A 16,714-nucleotide genomic window follows, 5' to 3' on the forward strand; every position below is an offset into this window, starting at 1 on the left:
GCGCACTAGGCGGGGAATGACAGCGGTGGGTTAGGAGGCGGCGCGCCATTCCTCACGAACGCTCTCGTCGCGCTCGTTGCTTATTGCCGCTGCCTTCAGCGCCTCAAGCTCTTCCCGCGACACCAACTGCCCCAGCGCCCACACCGCCGCCCCGCGCACCAGCGGACTCGCATCGTCAAGCAATCGCCGCGCCTCATCCGCCAGCGCCGCCTCGCCGGAGTTGCCAATCGCAATCAGCACATTCCGCAAGAATCGATCGCGGCCGATGCGCTTGACCGGCGACTTCGTGAACAGCGCGCGGAACGCTGCGTCATCGAGCCGTGAAAGCTCAGCAAGACCAGGCGCGCGCAATTCATCACGCGCGGCGAGCTTGGCTTCACGTCCCTCCTGCGCGAACTTGTTCCAGGGACACGCTGCAAGGCAATCATCGCAGCCATAGATGCGGTTGCCCATCGCTTTACGAAACTCGTGCGGGATCGGACCCTTGTTCTCGATGGTGAGATAGGAGATGCAGCGCCGCGCATCGAGCTGGTACGGCGCGGGAAATGCAGAGGTCGGGCAGATGTCGAGGCAGGCCCGGCACGAGCCGCAATGATCGATCTCGGCAACATCGCGCGGCAGCTCCAGCGTGGTGTAGATCGCGCCGAGGAATAGCCACGATCCGAACTCGCGCGAGACCAGATTGGTGTGCTTGCCCTGCCAGCCCAGATGCGCGGCCTGCGCGAGCGGCTTCTCCATCACGGCCGCGGTGTCGACGAACACCTTCACTTCGGACGGCGCGGTTGCGACCAGCCAGCGGGCCAGCGCCTTCAGACGTTTCTTGATGAGATCGTGGTAGTCGTCGCCCTGCGCATAGACCGAGATCGCCGCGCGCGTGCGCTCTTTCAGGATCGCGAGCGGATCGGAATCGGGGCCGTAATTGACGCCAAGCATGATGACGCTGCGCACGTCGGCCCACAGCCCGCGCGGATCGACGCGGCGCTCCGGCTGGTTCGCGAGCCAGTCCATGTCGCCATGGCCGCCCGAGGCGATGAATTCGAGAAAATGCGCGCCGGCCTTTTCGATCGTGCCGGGCTCGGTGATGCCGATGCAGTCGAAGCCGAGCGCGCGCGCCTCGCGCGCGAGCGCCGTCTTCAGTTCAGTCGGGTCGGAGTTCAGAAATCCAGGTCCACGTAGGTCCGCGACGCCGGCACACCGGCCAGCCATTCGCTCAGCAGCGGACGGAACGACGGGCGGGATTTCACCCGCGCGTACCACGCCTTTGCTGCGTCGTCCTCGCTCCATGGCACGTCGCCCAGATAGTCGATCGCCGAAAGATGCGCCGCGGCGGCGAGATCCGCGTAGGTGAGCCGGTCGCCGGCGAGGAAGTTGCGCGTCTGCGCCAGCCAGCCGATATAGGCCAGATGATAGCGCACGTTGGCCTTGGCCGCGCGCATCACGTCGGCCGAGGGCGGACCGCCGCCATTCTCCTCGCTCATGAAGCGCTTGTAGATGCGCTCGGTGACGAGCGGGTGCGAGACCTCCTCGAAGAACTTCTCGTTGAACCAGGCCATCAGTCGGCGCACCTCGACGCGCTCGAAGGTCGTCTCCGGCATCAGGCGCTTGGGTCCCATCCCGGCGCCATAGGCCTCGTCGACATATTCGGCGATGATGGCCGCGCCCGGGATCGGCGGCTGCTCGTCGTCCACCAGTACGGGCGTCGTGCCGGCCGCATTGAGCAGCAGAAATGCCTCGCGCCGTTCCCAGCTACGCTCCTCGATCAGCTTCAGATCGAGCCCGTATTCGCCCGCGATCAGGCGGATGAAGCGCGAATGCGGACAGAACGGATGATGAAACAGCGTAAACATGAAGCCTTTGACTATTTGATGGTGCTTAAGAATCCATCAATGTTTGTGCGGCGCCACACTAGTTCCTCAAAACTGCGAAGCAAGTGCGAGACGCCGCATTTTGCGATTGCAGCATTTAGGGGAATAGGCGAGAAGAGCCCCGCTTTTCCAGCCGAAATGGACCGTAAATATGTCAGATGCAATACGGGCAGTGATCCTCGGCATCATCGAGGGTGTGACCGAGTTCCTTCCCGTGTCCTCGACCGGCCACCTGCTGCTCGCGGAACGCTTCTTCGGCCTCGGCGAAGGCGCCTTCTGGGATTCGTTTACGGTTCTGATCCAGCTGGGTGCGATCCTCGCGATCGTCGGGCTCTACTTCAGGAAGCTCTGGGATGTCGCGATCGGCCTGTTCACGGGCGATGCCTATGCACGCCGTTTCGTGATCGGCGTGCTGGTGGCGTTCCTGCCGGCCGTCGTGGTCGGCCTCGTCGCCGGCAAATACATCAAGAGCGTGCTGTTCAATCCCTGGGTCGTGTGCTTCACGCTGATCGTCGGCGGCGCCATCCTGCTCTGGGTCGACAAGCTCGACCTCAAGCCGCGCGAGCACGACGCCACCAAGTTCCCGTTGCTGATGTACCTCTATATCGGCATCGCGCAGTGCGTCGCCATGATCCCCGGCGTGTCGCGCTCCGGCGCCAGCATCGTCGCCGCGATGTTCCTGGGCGCCGACAAGCGCGCCGCGGCGGAGTTCTCGTTCTTCCTCGCCATCCCCACCATGATCGGCGCATTCGCCTACGACTTCTACAAGAACCGCTCCGAGATGACGATGGACCACATGGGCATCGTCGCGATCGGCTTCGTGGTGTCGTTCATCACCGCGATCATCGTGGTGAAGGCGTTCCTCGGCTACGTCACCCGCCACGGTTTCGTGGTGTTCGCCTGGTGGCGCGTCATCGTCGGCACGCTCGGCCTGATCGCGCTGGCGCTGGGACGTTAACTTCTCAAAAACTAGCCGATACGCCTCAACGCAATATCAGCTTTTGACCGGTAGGCAGTTTCCGGAGCGGGGTGGCCCGCGGGCGGAGCTGAACGATGACCCTCGTCAGCGGCTGGGGGCGCTTCCCGGTCGTCGATAGCGAAATGCTGCGGCCGCGCTCGTTCGCGGCGCTGGGCGAAGCCGTGGTGACTGGCTCCGTGGCGCGGGGCAACGGCCGCGCCTATGGCGATGCCGCGATCGGCGCGGTCAGGACGATCGGGATGGCCGGGTTCGACCGGGTCAGGTCGTTCGATCCCGCGACCGGGCGCATCCATCTCGAAGCCGGCGTGCAGCTCGCGGATCTGATCGATACTTTTGGTCCTCGCGGCTTCCTGCCTTTCGTCGTGCCCGGCACGCGCTTCGTCTCGGTCGGCGGCGCGATCGCCGCCGACGTGCACGGCAAGAATCACCATTGCGAGGGCGGCTTCGGCCGCTACGTCGACAGCATTTTGCTGCGCACCGGTATGGGCGAAGTCATCGAAGCCTCGCGCGAGCAAAATTCCGATGCCTTCTTTGCGACCATCGGCGGCATGGGCCTCACCGGAATCATCCTCGAAGCGACGATTCGGCTGCGGCCGGTTGAAACGGGCTGGATCCGCGAGCGCGTGATCTCCGCATCCGATCTCGACGCAGCGATGCGTGCGCTGGATGCGGGCGATGCCTCGACCTATTCGGTGGCGTGGATCGATTGCGCCGCGCGCGGGCGCGATCTCGGCCGCTCGCTGATCTATCTCGGTGAGCACGCCAGCAGAGACGAGCTCGCCAACGCCGCCGATGCATTTCCCACCGGCAAGAATCCCGCCCTCGCCGTACCCATTGATCTGCCGTCGATGACGCTGAACCGCTTCAGCATCCGCGCCTTCAACGAGCTCTATTACCGCATGGGTGCGCGGCGCGCCGGCGGCAGCCATGTGGTCTCGCTCTATCCCTATTTCTTTCCGCTCGACGCGATCGCCGACTGGAATCGCATCTATGGCAAGCGCGGCTTCCTCCAGCATCAATGCGTGATCCCGGAACACAATGCGCGCGCCGTGCTCGGCGAGATCCTCGACCGCGTCGCCAAGCGCGGCGATGCTTCCTTCCTCGCGGTGCTCAAGAAGCTCGGCCAGGGCGACGGCATTTTGTCCTTTCCGCTGCCGGGCTACACGCTGGCGCTGGATTTCCCAGTGAAGGGCGACATCCTGAATTTCCTCGACGAGATCGATCGTCTCGTCGTCGCGGCCAGCGGCCGGCTTTATCTGGCAAAAGACGCGCGGCAGTCGCGCGCGACGTTCGAGGCCGGCTATCCCGCCTTGTCGCGCTTCAACGCGATCCGAAAATCGCTCGATCCCGCCGGGACAATCCGCTCAAAGCTTTCGCAACGCCTGTTCGATGAGGTGTAAGCCGTGACGTCACGCAAGACCGTTCTGGTGCTCGGTGGCTCCTCCGATATCGGCCGCGCCGCGGCGCGCGCCTTTGCCAAGGCCGGATACGATGTCGGCCTCGCTGGCCGTGACGTCGCTGTGCTGGAGCCTGATGCGGCCGATCTGCGCGCGCGTTACAATGTCGAGGCCAATCTCTATAAGTTCGATGTGCTCGACACCGCTTCGTTCGATGGCTTTGTCGCCGCCCTTCCCGCGCTGCCTGACGTCGTCATCTCGATCGTCGGCCTGCTCGGCGTTCAGCAGGATGCCGAGAGCGATCTTGCCCATGCCACCACGATCATGCGCTCCAACTACGAAGGTCCGTCGCTGATCCTCGGTCTGTTCGCGGAGAAATTTTTAGGTCGTGGCGCTGGCACGCTCGTCGGCGTGTCCTCGGTCGCCGGCGATCGCGGCCGGGCCTCGAACTATGTCTACGGCTCGGCGAAAGCAGGTTTCTCCGCATTCCTCTCGGGCCTGCGCGCCCGCGCCAGTCGCGGCGGTGTGCATGTCGTCACCGTCAAGCCCGGCTTCGTCCGCACCAAGATGACGGAAGGCATGAAGCTGATCGGCCCGCTCACGGTCGAAGCGCCTGTCGTCGGCGATGCGATCCTTCAGGCCGTCGAGAAGAAAACCGACGTCGTCTATGTCAGCGGCAAATGGCGTCTCGTGATGCTGATCATCAAGACGCTGCCGGAGGCGGTGTTCAAGAAGTTGAAGTTTTGAGGCTGCAGGAACTACGCTGTAGCCGCAGCGGCGGTGCGCCCCCTCGCCCCGTTCGTCCCACAAACTCGTCAAGCCCGGCCATGACAACGGAGAGAGGGCGTCTCACACGCTCATGCGCTGGAATTGCCCGGCGGCGCGGAAGCGCCAGAGATATTGCGGAGCGATCGCCTCGAGCGAATCGGCCGTGATGCCAAGCCCTTCCAGCGTAAGCCCGGCAGCCTTCGCCGCATCCGACACCACATTGTCGCGCTCGAGCAGCGTGACCTGGTCCGGCGTCAGCTTGAACGCGCCAGGCGCGAATTGCAGGAAGTTGGACTGGAAGCGGGCGAGCCCGAACGACAGCGGGATCAGCGCCGGCTTGCGGTTGGCGATGGCCAGAATGGCCTCGATGATCTCGCGCATGGTCAGCACCTCGGGCCCGCCGAGCTCGTAGGTCGCGCCCGCCTTGGCCTTGCCGTCGACCGCATCCGCTATCGCGGTGGCGACGTCGCCGACATAGACCGGCTGCATCTTCGTCTCGGCGCCGATCAGCGGCAGCACCGGCGACATCCGCGCCAGCGCCGCAAAGCGGTTGGTGAACTGGTCCTCGGGGCCGAACATCACGGAGGGGCGGAAGATCGTCGCCGACGGCACCGCGGCCAGCACCGCCGCCTCGCCGGCCGCCTTGGCCTTGGCATAGCGCGAGGGCGATTCGGCATCGGCGCCGATGGCGGAGACATGGATCACCTGGGCGCCCGCCGCCGCAGCTGCCTTGGCGACGGTCTCGGCGCCCTTGGCCTGGACGGCGTCAAAGGTCTGCGCGCCGCTCTCGGCCAGCACGCCCACGAGATTGATCACGACATGCGAATCACGCAGCGCCGCCTCGACCGAGGCCGGATAGCGCAGATTGGCCTGGACGACATGGACCTGGCCGACCTTGCCGGACGGCTGGAGGTATCCGGCGAGTTCCGGCCGCCGCACCGCAACACGGACCCGGTAATCGCGCCGGCACAGCGCCCGGACGACATTCCGGCCCAAAAATCCCGATCCGCCGAAAACCGTGACCAGCGTGTCCAGATTCGATGCCATGGGGTCCAATCCTGCAGGAAGAGTGCGTATTATCAGGCTTGTATCGGGCCGGTTTGCGATGCGCAATCCGCATCGCCAAAACCGGGCAAGCATGAATTGACAACGGCGTCACCGAACCGTAGTAACCGCCTCCGTGCCCCAAACGGCATGCCCAGGTGGTGGAATTGGTAGACGCGCTGGCTTCAGGTGCCAGTGGCTTAACGGCCGTGAAGGTTCGAGTCCTTTCCTGGGCACCATTTGAGGTTTGTGCGCCCTATCCGGCCGTTACCTCCTTCACGAGAAACCTAGTTCTCCGGGAAGAGCAGCGGCTCGTAGTCGCGCGCACCGTGAAGGATGTGGATCACTTCGATCGCGTCGTCACCCACCCGATAGAAGATCAGGTAATTCCCGAACAGACGCCGCCGAATGCCCGTGTGTTCGTAGCGCGGTACCAGGGGATAGCCGCGCGGCGCGTCAGCAAGGGATTCGCACTTTTCACGTAGTCCACGGATGAGCACAAGTGCGCTTCGCGGGCTTTGCTCGGCGACGTAGGACGCGATGTCGTCAAGATCTGCTTCAGCCTCCGCGGTGACGACAACGATCACGAGCGGTCGGCCTTGCCGGCCAATCTCGCTTCTAGCCGGTCGAAAACCTCGGAACTCGGTTTGATCCGACCTGCATCGGCATCCTCAAGGCCGCGCGCGATCGCGGCGTCCAATGCGGCCAGCCGCGCTTCGCGCTCCTGGATCAGGCGCACGCCCTCCCGCAGGACCTCGCTCTTGGAGTGGTAGCGGCCCGAAGCGACCAGCTTTGTCACAAAGTTTTCAAGGGCTTCGCCGAGATCTGCACTGACCGCCATGTCATTTCTCCGCTAGGGGTTGGTCCTTAATAACTATTATTGGAGACCCTTTGCATCAAGCGGCATTTCCCTTCCCGACCGACCATGGCTCACAGGCCCTCACACCACCGTCTTCCCCGCCCGCTCCGCCACCGCCTTCTGCACGAAATACATCGCAACCAGCGCGACGGCCGCCGACGCGCAGACGACGTAGCCGATCCGGTCGAAATGGAGCAGCGAGCCATCAGGTGCCTGCGCGATGATGGCGCCGGCGAGCACCGAGCCGAGGCCGCCGGAGAGCTGCTGGAGCGAGGCACTGATCGCGCTGAAGGAGCCGCGCTGGCTCTGATCGGGGATCGCCGACATCAGCGCCTGCGACGGGATCATGCGCGAGAAGATGCCGACGAACATCAGGACGTTGACGAGAATCGCGGTCGTCAGCGTGACGTGGCCGAGATGGGTGTAGATCAGCACCATGATGACAGACACCACGCTGCCGAACACAAAGGTCGGGTATTTGCCGAACCTGTCGCTGGCACGGCCGACCAGCGGCCCGGTGACGATGCTGAACAGGCCGGAGACGAGATAGATCGTCGGCAGATGCGTGATGTCGATGCCGAGATTGTGCACGGTGAAGGCGCTGGAGAACGGCATCAGCATGTAGCCGCCGGTCGCCAGTAATGTCGTCACCGCGAAGGCCAGCGTGTAGCGCGGCTCGAAGACCGTCGCGACCAGATGGCGGAACGGGTTTCGGTCCTGCTTCAGCTTCAGATGCGCGTCGACCGGCTCCATCGCGAAGACGATGACCGCGATCGCCGCGATCGACAGGCCGACGATCGCTACGAAACAGATGTGCCAGTTCCAGTGATTGGCGAGAAACAGCCCTGCGGGAATGCCGAGCACCTGGCTCGCGGCGAACGCGGTCTGGACGAAGCCCATGACGCGGCCGCGCAGATGCAGCGGGAACAGATCGGTGATGATGGCAAGCACGACCGAGCCGATCACTCCGCCGAACAACCCGGTCACGATCCGGCCGAGCAGCAGCACGTGGTAATTCTGCGCGGCGGCGCAGAGCAGGGTGCCGAGCGTGAAGCCGACATAGAAGAACAGCAAGAGCCGCTTGCGATCGAAGCGATCGGCAAAGCCGGCGGCGAGCACGCCGGAAATTCCCGCGCTGAACGCATAGGCCGACACCGCGATGCCGAATTGGGTGGCCGTGATATTGAGCGCGGGCATCAGGATGGCGCCGAGCGGCGACATGATGATGAAGTCGAGGATGATCGTGAATTGCGTAAAGGCGAGCAGCGCGATCAGGAGCGACTGGTAGCGCGAAAAGCCGCGCTGCCGTTCCGGTTGATCGTCGATCGGCGCAGCTAACGTCTGTTCGGTCATGGGCACCTGGTTCGCGGGTGGGCGCGACAGGGCGCCGCGCGAAACTGGCAGATAGGGTGAATGGTGAGGATTTCCACGGGGCACACGGCAAAGGCTGTGTCGGAACACGAAGCTCACGCCGGGTTGTGGGATCCCTGCAACAGCCTGACACACCGATGTGACTTGATCGTCCCGCCGGGGCCGCTGGCCTTGTCCGGCCAAATTAAGCCGCCCTTAGCGAATGCCCCCTAGGCTCGCTGGCGTCCATTTCCCTGCTCCCCGGCCTGAGCGCCGGTCAGTTTTACGGCAATTCAGAGCTTTTTCGGATGGAGCAGCCCGCCCGGCAGCATGATTTTGGCACGCCCGAGCCGTCGGCCGCGGCGGCGCGGACGCTCGTCATCGACCTCGAAGGCGCGCTGCTGCGGTCCGAGCTGCTGATGGAGGCGCTGTTCTCCAGCCCCGGCCGTCTGCTGGCTCGCTTCGGCGCGGGCGGGCGCCCAGGCATGGCGCGCTCACGGATGTCCTCGCGCAGGCCGACATCGACTACGCCCACCTGCCCTACGATTCCGGGGTGCTGAACCAGGCGCTGGCGGCGCGGGCGCGGGGCGAGAAGATTTATCTGGCAGCGAGCCGCTTTGCCCGTCATGCCGCGGGCATCGCCGCGCATCTCGGTTTTGATGGCGTCGTGACGCCGGCCGATCTTGCTGCGGGCGACAAGCTGCCGTTCGATCGCGGCTCCATCGAGCGCATCGAGAGCCGCGCCCACGCGCGCGCGAGCTTCAAGACCTGGGCCAACGCGCTGCGCGTCTATCAATACGCCAAGAACACGCTGGTGTTCGTGCCTGCGATCACCGCGCATCAGATGAATCTCGCCACGCTCGGCTATGCCCTGCTGGCGTTCATGGCGTTCTCGGCCTGTGCGTCCGGCGCCTATCTGATGAACGATCTCTTGGATCTTGGCGCCGACCGCCAGCATCCGACCAAGCGCCATCGCGCGCTTGCGTCAGGTGAGCTGCCAATCTCCTCCGCGCTGCTTGCGATCCCTGCCCTGTGGCTGTTCGCGGTCGCAGCCTCCCTCTGCATCTCGCCGCTGTTCCTCGGCGTGCTCGGCGCCTATCTCGCCACCACCATCGCCTATTCGCTCGTGCTCAAGCGCAAGATGCTGGTCGATGTCGTCACGCTTGCCGGGCTCTATAGCCTGCGCATCGTCGCCGGCGCGGTCGGCGTCGGCGTGGTGCTGTCGGAATGGCTGCTGATCTTCTCGCTGTTCGTGTTCACCTCGCTGGCGCTGATCAAGCGCTTCAGCGAGCTCAGCATGCGCGAGAGCGCAGGGCTCGCCGATCCCTCCAACCGCGACTACAGGATCACCGACCTTCATGTCATCGCCGCGATGGCGGCGGCAAGCGCGATGAACGCGGTGACGGTGTTCTCGCTCTATGTGTCGTCAACGGCGGTGACGCCGCTGTACGGCCGTCCCTGGATGCTGTGGCTGCTCAACCCGCTGCTGCTGTACTGGTTCGGCCGCGCCTTGATGATGGCGCACCGCCGCGAGATGCCTGATGATCCTATTCTCTACGCGTTCCGCGACGGCCCCAGCCGCATCACGGTCGCGGCGATGATCTGCATCATGCTGGCCGCAATCTGAACGGGCGCTTGCGCGGCCCGCCCCCAGTGGCTACATCGCGGGCCATCCGATTAGCCTATGATGTCGACAAACCGATTCGATTGAGGTTTTGACCCGCCATGACCGTACGCCTGCACCGCGGCGATTTGCCCGACCTGTCCCGCTACACCGGAGCGGTGGCGATCGACACCGAGACCATGGGGCTGAACCCGCACCGCGACCGGCTCTGCGTGGTACAGCTCTCGCCCGGCGACGGCAGCGCCGACGTCGTGCAGATCCCCAAGGGTCATACCGACGCGCCGAACCTGAAGGCCCTGCTGGCGAATCCCGCCATCACCAAGATCTTCCACTTTGCGCGGTTCGACGTCGCGGTGCTGTACCAGACCTTTGGCGTCATGACCGGGCCGATCTACTGCACCAAGATCGCCTCCCGCCTGTCCCGTACCTATACCGACCGCCATGGCCTGAAGGACCTCGTGCGCGAGGTGCTCAATGTCGATCTCTCCAAGCAGCAGCAGTCCAGCGATTGGGGTTCCGACAGCCTGTCCGAGCCGCAACTCGCCTATGCCGCGTCCGACGTGCTGCATCTGCATGCCCTGCGCGAGCGGCTCGATGCCATGCTGGTGCGGGAAGGCCGCACAGCGCTGGCCAAGGCCTGTTTCGACTTCCTGCCGACCCGCGCCCTGCTCGACCTCCAGGGCTGGGCCGAAGAGGACATTTTTGCGCATTCCTGAGCCCGCGCGCGGCGGCTAGCCTCATGGCCGCCGCCCCGTTTCGGACACTTTCGTAACGGCCTGTCGCCGGCTGCATATCGTGGCGGCACCGGGTACAATGGGGCGCTTTTCAACCGGACAGAGCGAGCGACACTCTGGAGCAGCAGTGAATTCGGCCCAGATTCCCACCTACGACGCCGCGCTTGCGGCGAAGTTTGCCAGCGCGGCGCGCCACAGCCGCCTGGTGCGGATTCTGCGCATCGCGGTGCCGGTGACGGTGATCGTGTCCCTGGCCGCGATCGTCGCCGTCTCGACCTTCCTCAATCCGTTCCAGATCCCGATCAAGCTCGACTCCGGAAATCTCGTGGTGACGGGAACCAAGATCACGATGGAATCGCCGCATATGTCCGGCTTCACGCCGGACCAGCGGCCCTACGAGCTCTGGGCCAAGACCGCGACGCAGGACATCACTGACCCCGATCACGTCGATCTCGCCGATCTGCGCGCCAAGGTGCTGATGGAGGATCAATCCACCCTGTTCCTCGATGCCCGCAACGGCCGCTTCGACAACAAGCAGCAGCAGCTCGACCTGCACAAGGACATCTTCCTGCGCACCTCGACCGGCTATGAGGCGCGGCTGAACTCGGCCTTCGTCGACATGGGCAAAGGCACGGTCTCCTCGGACGAGCACGTCGACGTCAAGCTGACCAACGGCACGCTGACCGCCGATCGCTTACGAATTACGGAAGGCGGCGACGTCATCCGCTTCGAGGGCAATGTCGTGATGCATCTGGACAAGATCAGCACGGATGATGTCGCCGCCCCCGTCGAGCAGCCGGCGCCGCCGCCGGCGAAGTCAAAGAGCAAGTCCGCTAATTCAAGATGATTTTCATGATCAGGTTTTTTCCGCGCAGCGAAGTCAAAGGGTGCGCCATCCTCGGCGCGGCCGCGCTTGCCCTCGGCATCGCGCTGACGGCGGGTAGCGCGATCGCGCAGAGCACGATACAGGGCCAGCCCAACGCCTTGCAGGGCTTTTCGCAGAATCGCGATCAGCCGATCCAGATCGAGGCCGCCTCGCTCGAGATGCGCGACAAGAAGAAGGAGGCGACCTTCTCCGGCAATGTAAAGGTCATCCAGGGCGACACCACCATGACCTCGAAGACGCTGGTGGTGTTCTACGAATCCGGCGGCGGCGACAAGCCGGCCACGCCGCAACCCGCAGCGAAAGGCGCCAAGGGTGCGCCGATGCAGTCGGCGACGCCGGGCCCGGGCGGCAGCTCCTCGATCAAGCGGCTGGAGGCCCGCGGTAATGTCGTGGTCACCCAGAAGGACCAGGTGGTGACGGGCGAGACCGCCGTGTTCGACACCAAGACCAACCTCATCACCATGTTTGGCGGCGGTGCAGGCCAGGTGGTCATGACACAGTGCAAGAATGTGATGCGCGGCGACCGGCTGACGGTCGACATGACCACCGGCGTGTCCCGCGTGGAATCCGACAGCGGCCGGGGCGTTCAGGTCCTGCTGCCGCAGGGCGCCGGCAGTGATTGCGGTTCGGGCGCTCCGGCCAAGCCCGGCGCGGCCCCGCCCTCGCTGTTGCCCGGCGTTGGCAAAAAGTAAATTCTGAAAGTAAATTCATGGACTTGGGTCGGATGTTGTCGATCCGAGGTTGAAGCTTGCGTGGCGAGACTGTATCTACGCGCAGGGCTTCGAAGCGGGATCCGCCGCTTTTCGGGCGTGTTTCACTGGGCATGAGACATCCCTTCATTCATGCTGCTCCGGCGAATCGAAAGGCCGGCGCGGCAGATCGCGCGAACGCTGCGCAAACACCGCGCAAGAACCGCGAAAGGCTGGAAGGCGGGGATGGTCGATCTATTCAGCATGTTCCGTCGGCGCCCCGCCAAACGCGGCCGGCCAGGATTTGCGCGCGACATCACCGCGCTCGGGGACAGCGTCGGGGGCCTCGTGACCAGCCCGGTGCGGGACGCCCCGCCAATCGCCCGTGACCAGCCGATGCACGCGCCCGACCATTATCAAGGCGACTATCAGGCCGACTACCAGCCTGAGCCGCCGCGTGCGGTTCACCCCGTCAGGAGCGCCGCCAAGCCGAACGGCACCGGCGGACCGCAGCTGCTGCGCCGTCCGGGCTTCCTGGCTGTGCATAGCGTGGAAAAGGCGTTCGGCAGCCGCCAGGTGGTGCGCGGCGTCAGCATCTATGTGCGCCGCGGCGAAGCGGTCGGCCTGCTCGGCCCGAACGGCGCCGGCAAGACCACCGTGTTCTACATGATCACCGGCCTGATCAAGGCCGATCGCGGCGCGATCGAGCTCGACGGCCACGACGTCACGCAACTCCCGATGTATCAGCGCGCGCGGCTCGGCATCGGCTATCTGCCGCAGGAAGCCTCGATCTTCCGCGGCCTCACCGTCGAGCAGAACATTCGCGCCGTGCTCGAAGTGGTCGAGCCCTCGCGCAAGAAGCGCGAGCAGCAGCTCGATTCGCTGCTCGACGAGTTCAACATCACGCGGCTGCGCAAATCGCCGTCGATCGCGCTGTCAGGCGGTGAGCGCCGCCGAGTCGAGATCGCGCGCGCGCTGGCGACGCGCCCGAACTACATGCTGCTCGACGAGCCCTTCGCCGGCATCGATCCGATCGCGGTCGGCGACATTCAGGACCTCGTGCGCCATCTCACCAATCGCGGCATCGGCGTGCTGATCACCGACCACAATGTCCGCGAAACGCTTGGCCTCACCGACCGCGCCTATATCGTCTATGCCGGTGAAATCCTGACGGAGGGAAGCCCGGACGAGATCGTCGCCGACCCCGACGTTCGCCGGCTTTACCTCGGCGAGGAATTCCGCCTCTAGCCCGTTTTTCCCATTCGTCAAGACGTGTACATCGGGCTCGGACTAGGATAAGCAAAAATCGGACCAACTTTTTGGATCGGTTCTTGCTTCATGGCGCTTACGCAGAGATTAGAGTTCCGGCAATCGCAGTCGCTGGTCATGACGCCGCAGCTGATGCAGGCGATCAAGCTGCTGCAATTGTCCAATCTCGATCTCACGACCTTCGTGGAGGAGGAACTCGAGCGTAACCCCCTGCTGGAGCGGGCCAATGACGAGGCCCCCGGCGGCGAGACCCCGGCCGAGGCCGGCCAGTTCAGCGACCACGATGGCGAAGATTCAGGCAGCCAGGGCGACAGTGACGGCTTTGGCGGCAGCGGCGACGCTTTCGAGCCCGGCCAGGAAGAATGGATGAGCAAGGATCTCGGCACCCGCGCCGAGATCGAGCAGACCCTGGACACGGGCCTCGACAACGTCTTCTCCGAGGAGCCGGCCGAGGCCGCCGCGCGCAACGCGCAGGACGCCGCGCCGAGCGTCTACACCGAGTGGGGCGGCGGCGCCTCCGGCGACGAGGACTACAATCTCGAAGCCTTCGTCGCCGCCGAGATGACGCTGTCGGACCATCTCGCCGAGCAGCTCTCGGTTGCCTTCACCGCGCCGGCGCAGCGGATGATCGGCCAGTACCTGATCGACCTCGTCGACGAGGCCGGCTATCTGCCACCCGATCTCGGCCAGGCTGCCGAGCGTCTTGGCGCATCGCAAAAAGACGTCGAGGACGTCCTTGCCGTGCTGCAAAAATTCGATCCGCCGGGCGTCTGCGCGCGCAATCTGAGCGAATGCCTCGCGATCCAGCTCCGCGAGCTCGACCGCTACGATCCCGCGATGCAGGCCCTGGTCGAGCATCTCGATCTGCTGGCCAAGCGCGACATCGCGAGCTTGCGCAAGCTCTGCGGCGTCGACGACGAGGACATCGCCGACATGATCGGCGAGATCCGCCGGCTCAATCCCAAGCCCGGCATGAAATTCGGCTCGGCCCGTTTGCAGACCATGGTGCCCGACGTCTATGTCCGTCCGGGTCCCGATGGCGGCTGGCATGTCGAGCTCAACAGCGACACCTTGCCGCGCGTGCTTGTCAACCAGACCTACTATTCCGAGCTATCGAAGAAGATCGGTAAGGACGGCGACAAGTCCTATTTCACCGACGCGCTGCAGAATGCGACCTGGCTGGTGCGCGCGCTCGACCAGCGCGCCCGCACCATCCTCAAGGTTGCGACCGAGATCGTGCGCCAGCAGGACGGCTTCTTCACCCATGGCGTCGCGCATCTGCGGCCGCTGAATCTGAAGGCCGTCGCCGACGCCATCCAGATGCATGAATCCACGGTGTCGCGCGTCACCGCCAACAAATACATGGCGACAAATCGCGGCACATTCGAATTGAAATATTTCTTCACGGCGTCGATCGCTTCGGCCGACGGCGGCGAAGCGCACTCCGCTGAAGCGGTGCGTCACCACATCAAGCAGCTGATCGATTCGGAAGAACCCTCGGCGATCCTGTCGGATGATACCATCGTGGAACGCTTGCGCGCCTCGGGCATTGATATTGCCCGCCGCACGGTCGCGAAGTACCGCGAAGCCATGCGCATCCCGTCCTCGGTGCAACGTCGCCGCGACAAGCAGAGCGCCCTTGGTAACGTCCTCTCCAACGCACTGTCCGACCGCTCCCGCAACACCGAACCGGCCTGATTGCGCTGGCGCGAAATCGCGCTACTCTCTTCCCCCCATTGCGACCGATCCAAGCACGCGCATGATCCGGAAAGTGTACGGCGGTTTTCCGAAAAGATCATGCGCAGGGAACAACCCCAGCTACGATGACGCGTCAGCGTAGCCGGGTGCAAACCAAGCGAGGCATCACAATGACTCTTCGGATTTCGGGAAAGAGCGTCAGCGTCGGCGAGGCCCTGCGTGGCCGCGTGACCGACCGGACTGAAGAGGTCCTGCGCAAGTATTTCGATGGCAATTATTCCGGCCACATCACGCTGTCCAAGGATGGCTTCGGCTTCCGCACCGACTGTGCGCTGCATCTCGATTCGGGAATTACGCTGGAGGCCGATTCGAACGCGCCGGACGCCTATGCCAGTGCCGACCAGGCGCTGATCATGATCGAGAAGCGGCTCAAGCGTTACAAGAGCCGCCTCAAGGACCGCTCCGCCCGCAAGGCTCATGTCGCCTCTGCGGCGCTGGCTGCCCTCGACGCCACCGCTTACGTGCTGGAGGCCCCAGGGGAGGGTGAGGACGACGACGAGGTCACCGGCTACAACCCCGTGATCATCGCCGAGGCCACCACCTCCCTGAAGCAGCTCTCGGTCAGCGAAGCCGTCATGGAACTGGACCTGACCGGGGCGCCCTGCCTGGTGTTCCAGCATGGTTCCAGCGGCCGGGTGAACATCATCTATCGCCGGGCCGACGGCAATGTCGGCTGGATCGACCCGCCGGGCGGAAAGGCCGACGGCAAGGCCAGTGGCTAGGGCCAGGAACTGGGGCCAGAAGGGGGGCAGGCCCGGGACCCCGTACCATCCGCAGCCCTTAACAATGACCGGGGCAAAGCCCTACGCGGGAGTTGGCACCGGGATTGCGTTGGAGTAGAAGCGCCCCACATCAGGGTCTAGGGACTGGCTAAGTCTCCCTCCTGCTTCACCTTCTTGACGCCGGCCCGGCGCGGTTATCCCCACGCTGGCCAAATCGGAACCTGACGGTTTAATTCACCTCGGAAAGCTTCCATGCCGATTACCGATCTGGTCGCACCCGAGGCGATTCTCCCGGCATTGAAGGTCAACAGCAAAAAGCAGGCGCTTCAGGAACTTGCGGCCAAGGCTGCCGAGTTGACCGGACAGAACGAACGCTCCGTGTTCGAGGTGCTGCTCCAGCGCGAGAAGCTCGGCACCACCGCGGTCGGCTATGGCGTCGCCATTCCCCACGGCAAGCTGCCCAAGCTGGAAAAGATTTTTGGCCTGTTCGCGCGGCTCGATCGCCCGATCGATTTCGAGGCGATGGATGGCCAGCCGGTCGATCTCGTCTTCCTGCTGCTCGCCCCCGAAGGTGCCGGCGCCGATCACCTCAAGGCTCTCGCCCGCATCGCCCGCCTGCTCCGCGACCAGGACATCGCCAAGAAGCTCCGCGCCTCGCGCGATGCCCAGGCGATCTATTCGGTGCTGGCCCTGCCGCCGGCAACGGCGGCGTAAGCACTCTCCTCCATTCGAACCCGAGCCGCGTCGTCCGCGACTTATTTCGCAGCCGG

18 protein-coding genes and 1 tRNA gene are annotated in these 16,714 nt (G+C 64.4%); 13 read left to right on the top strand and 6 right to left on the bottom strand.

Annotation, left to right across the window (positions count from 1 at the left end; genetic code table 11):
- Window positions 1-30: 30 nt before the first annotated feature.
- Window positions 31-1,206 (bottom strand): tRNA epoxyqueuosine(34) reductase QueG, encoded by a 1,176-nt coding sequence (gene queG, locus FOM02_RS00975; protein ID WP_027561614.1) that lies wholly within the window; start codon window positions 1,204-1,206, stop codon window positions 31-33.
- The gene (locus tag FOM02_RS00980; protein WP_027561613.1) at window positions 1,155-1,847 is read right to left on the bottom strand and encodes a glutathione S-transferase family protein; all 693 of its coding nucleotides are present in this window, start codon (window positions 1,845-1,847) and stop codon (window positions 1,155-1,157) included. Before FOM02_RS00980 ends, queG begins: the two co-directional genes overlap by 52 nt.
- A 169-nt stretch (window positions 1,848-2,016) precedes the next feature.
- On the opposite strand from FOM02_RS00980, the gene FOM02_RS00985 reads away from it, so the two are divergent.
- The 3 genes from FOM02_RS00985 to FOM02_RS00995 all read left to right on the top strand — a co-directional run bounded on the left by FOM02_RS00985 (window position 2,017) and on the right by FOM02_RS00995 (window position 4,988).
- On the top strand, window positions 2,017-2,823 hold the full coding sequence (locus FOM02_RS00985; protein WP_027561612.1) for an undecaprenyl-diphosphate phosphatase: 807 nt from the start codon (window positions 2,017-2,019) through the stop codon (window positions 2,821-2,823).
- A 95-nt stretch (window positions 2,824-2,918) separates the two neighbouring features.
- Entirely contained in the window at window positions 2,919-4,244 is a 1,326-nt protein-coding gene (locus tag FOM02_RS00990; protein ID WP_027561611.1) for an FAD-binding oxidoreductase, read from the top strand.
- 3 nt (window positions 4,245-4,247) lie between these two features.
- Entirely contained in the window at window positions 4,248-4,988 is a 741-nt protein-coding gene (locus tag FOM02_RS00995; protein WP_035730563.1) for an SDR family oxidoreductase, read from the top strand.
- Window positions 4,989-5,090: 102 nt separating this feature from the next.
- Here FOM02_RS00995 and FOM02_RS01000 read toward each other — a convergent pair whose 3' ends face one another.
- Window positions 5,091-6,056 carry a complex I NDUFA9 subunit family protein gene (locus tag FOM02_RS01000; RefSeq protein WP_027561608.1) on the bottom strand — a complete coding sequence of 322 codons (966 nt, stop codon included), beginning with the start codon at window positions 6,054-6,056 and terminating at the stop codon, window positions 5,091-5,093.
- Between the two features lie 149 nt (window positions 6,057-6,205).
- Between FOM02_RS01000 and FOM02_RS01005 the strand changes: the two genes are divergently transcribed.
- A tRNA-Leu gene (locus FOM02_RS01005) sits at window positions 6,206-6,292 on the top strand.
- Window positions 6,293-6,340: 48 nt separating this feature from the next.
- On the opposite strand, the gene FOM02_RS01010 is transcribed toward FOM02_RS01005, so the two are convergent.
- The 3 genes from FOM02_RS01010 to FOM02_RS01020 form a co-directional block, all read right to left on the bottom strand.
- Window positions 6,341-6,640: a type II toxin-antitoxin system RelE/ParE family toxin gene (locus FOM02_RS01010; protein ID WP_027561607.1), complete on the bottom strand. Its 300-nt coding sequence runs from the start codon at window positions 6,638-6,640 to the stop codon at window positions 6,341-6,343.
- Window positions 6,637-6,894 carry a type II toxin-antitoxin system ParD family antitoxin gene (locus tag FOM02_RS01015; RefSeq protein ID WP_027561606.1) on the bottom strand — a complete coding sequence of 86 codons (258 nt, stop codon included), beginning with the start codon at window positions 6,892-6,894 and terminating at the stop codon, window positions 6,637-6,639. Before FOM02_RS01015 ends, FOM02_RS01010 begins: the two co-directional genes overlap by 4 nt.
- A 99-nt stretch (window positions 6,895-6,993) precedes the next feature.
- Window positions 6,994-8,265 carry an MFS transporter gene (locus FOM02_RS01020; RefSeq protein WP_027561605.1) on the bottom strand — a complete coding sequence of 424 codons (1,272 nt, stop codon included), beginning with the start codon at window positions 8,263-8,265 and terminating at the stop codon, window positions 6,994-6,996.
- A gap of 305 nt (window positions 8,266-8,570) precedes the next feature.
- Here FOM02_RS01020 and FOM02_RS01025 point away from each other — a divergent pair, with 305 nt between their 5' ends.
- The 9 genes from FOM02_RS01025 to ptsN all read left to right on the top strand — a co-directional run bounded on the left by FOM02_RS01025 (window position 8,571) and on the right by ptsN (window position 16,658).
- Window positions 8,571-8,822, top strand: coding sequence for a hypothetical protein (locus tag FOM02_RS01025; protein WP_265441402.1), 252 nt, complete (start codon window positions 8,571-8,573; stop codon window positions 8,820-8,822).
- A complete protein-coding gene (locus FOM02_RS01030) occupies window positions 8,816-9,889 on the top strand; it encodes a UbiA family prenyltransferase (protein WP_265441403.1) in 1,074 nt (357 codons plus the stop codon). The genes FOM02_RS01025 and FOM02_RS01030 overlap by 7 nt, the downstream gene beginning before the upstream one ends.
- A 98-nt stretch (window positions 9,890-9,987) precedes the next feature.
- Window positions 9,988-10,602, top strand: a complete 615-nt coding sequence (locus FOM02_RS01035; RefSeq protein ID WP_027561603.1) for a ribonuclease D — start codon at window positions 9,988-9,990, stop codon at window positions 10,600-10,602.
- A 145-nt stretch (window positions 10,603-10,747) separates the two neighbouring features.
- Complete coding sequence (gene lptC / locus FOM02_RS01040; protein WP_027561602.1) at window positions 10,748-11,467, top strand: LPS export ABC transporter periplasmic protein LptC; 720 nt, start codon at window positions 10,748-10,750, stop codon at window positions 11,465-11,467.
- 5 nt (window positions 11,468-11,472) lie between these two features.
- The gene (locus FOM02_RS01045; protein WP_027561601.1) at window positions 11,473-12,198 is read left to right on the top strand and encodes an LptA/OstA family protein; all 726 of its coding nucleotides are present in this window, start codon (window positions 11,473-11,475) and stop codon (window positions 12,196-12,198) included.
- A 243-nt stretch (window positions 12,199-12,441) separates the two neighbouring features.
- Window positions 12,442-13,443, top strand: coding sequence for an LPS export ABC transporter ATP-binding protein (gene lptB, locus FOM02_RS01050; RefSeq protein ID WP_027561600.1), 1,002 nt, complete (start codon window positions 12,442-12,444; stop codon window positions 13,441-13,443).
- 90 nt (window positions 13,444-13,533) lie between these two features.
- Window positions 13,534-15,162, top strand: a complete 1,629-nt coding sequence (gene rpoN, locus FOM02_RS01055) for an RNA polymerase factor sigma-54 (RefSeq protein ID WP_027561599.1) — start codon at window positions 13,534-13,536, stop codon at window positions 15,160-15,162.
- 170 nt (window positions 15,163-15,332) lie between these two features.
- The gene (hpf, locus tag FOM02_RS01060; protein ID WP_027561598.1) at window positions 15,333-15,944 is read left to right on the top strand and encodes a ribosome hibernation-promoting factor, HPF/YfiA family; all 612 of its coding nucleotides are present in this window, start codon (window positions 15,333-15,335) and stop codon (window positions 15,942-15,944) included.
- 252 nt (window positions 15,945-16,196) lie between these two features.
- A complete protein-coding gene (ptsN, locus tag FOM02_RS01065) occupies window positions 16,197-16,658 on the top strand; it encodes a PTS IIA-like nitrogen regulatory protein PtsN (RefSeq protein ID WP_008141251.1) in 462 nt (153 codons plus the stop codon).
- Window positions 16,659-16,714 lie beyond the last annotated feature (56 nt).

It is taken from the genome of Bradyrhizobium sp. SEMIA (genome assembly GCF_014844175.1).
Classification (GTDB): Bacteria; Pseudomonadota; Alphaproteobacteria; order Rhizobiales; family Xanthobacteraceae; genus Bradyrhizobium; species Bradyrhizobium arachidis.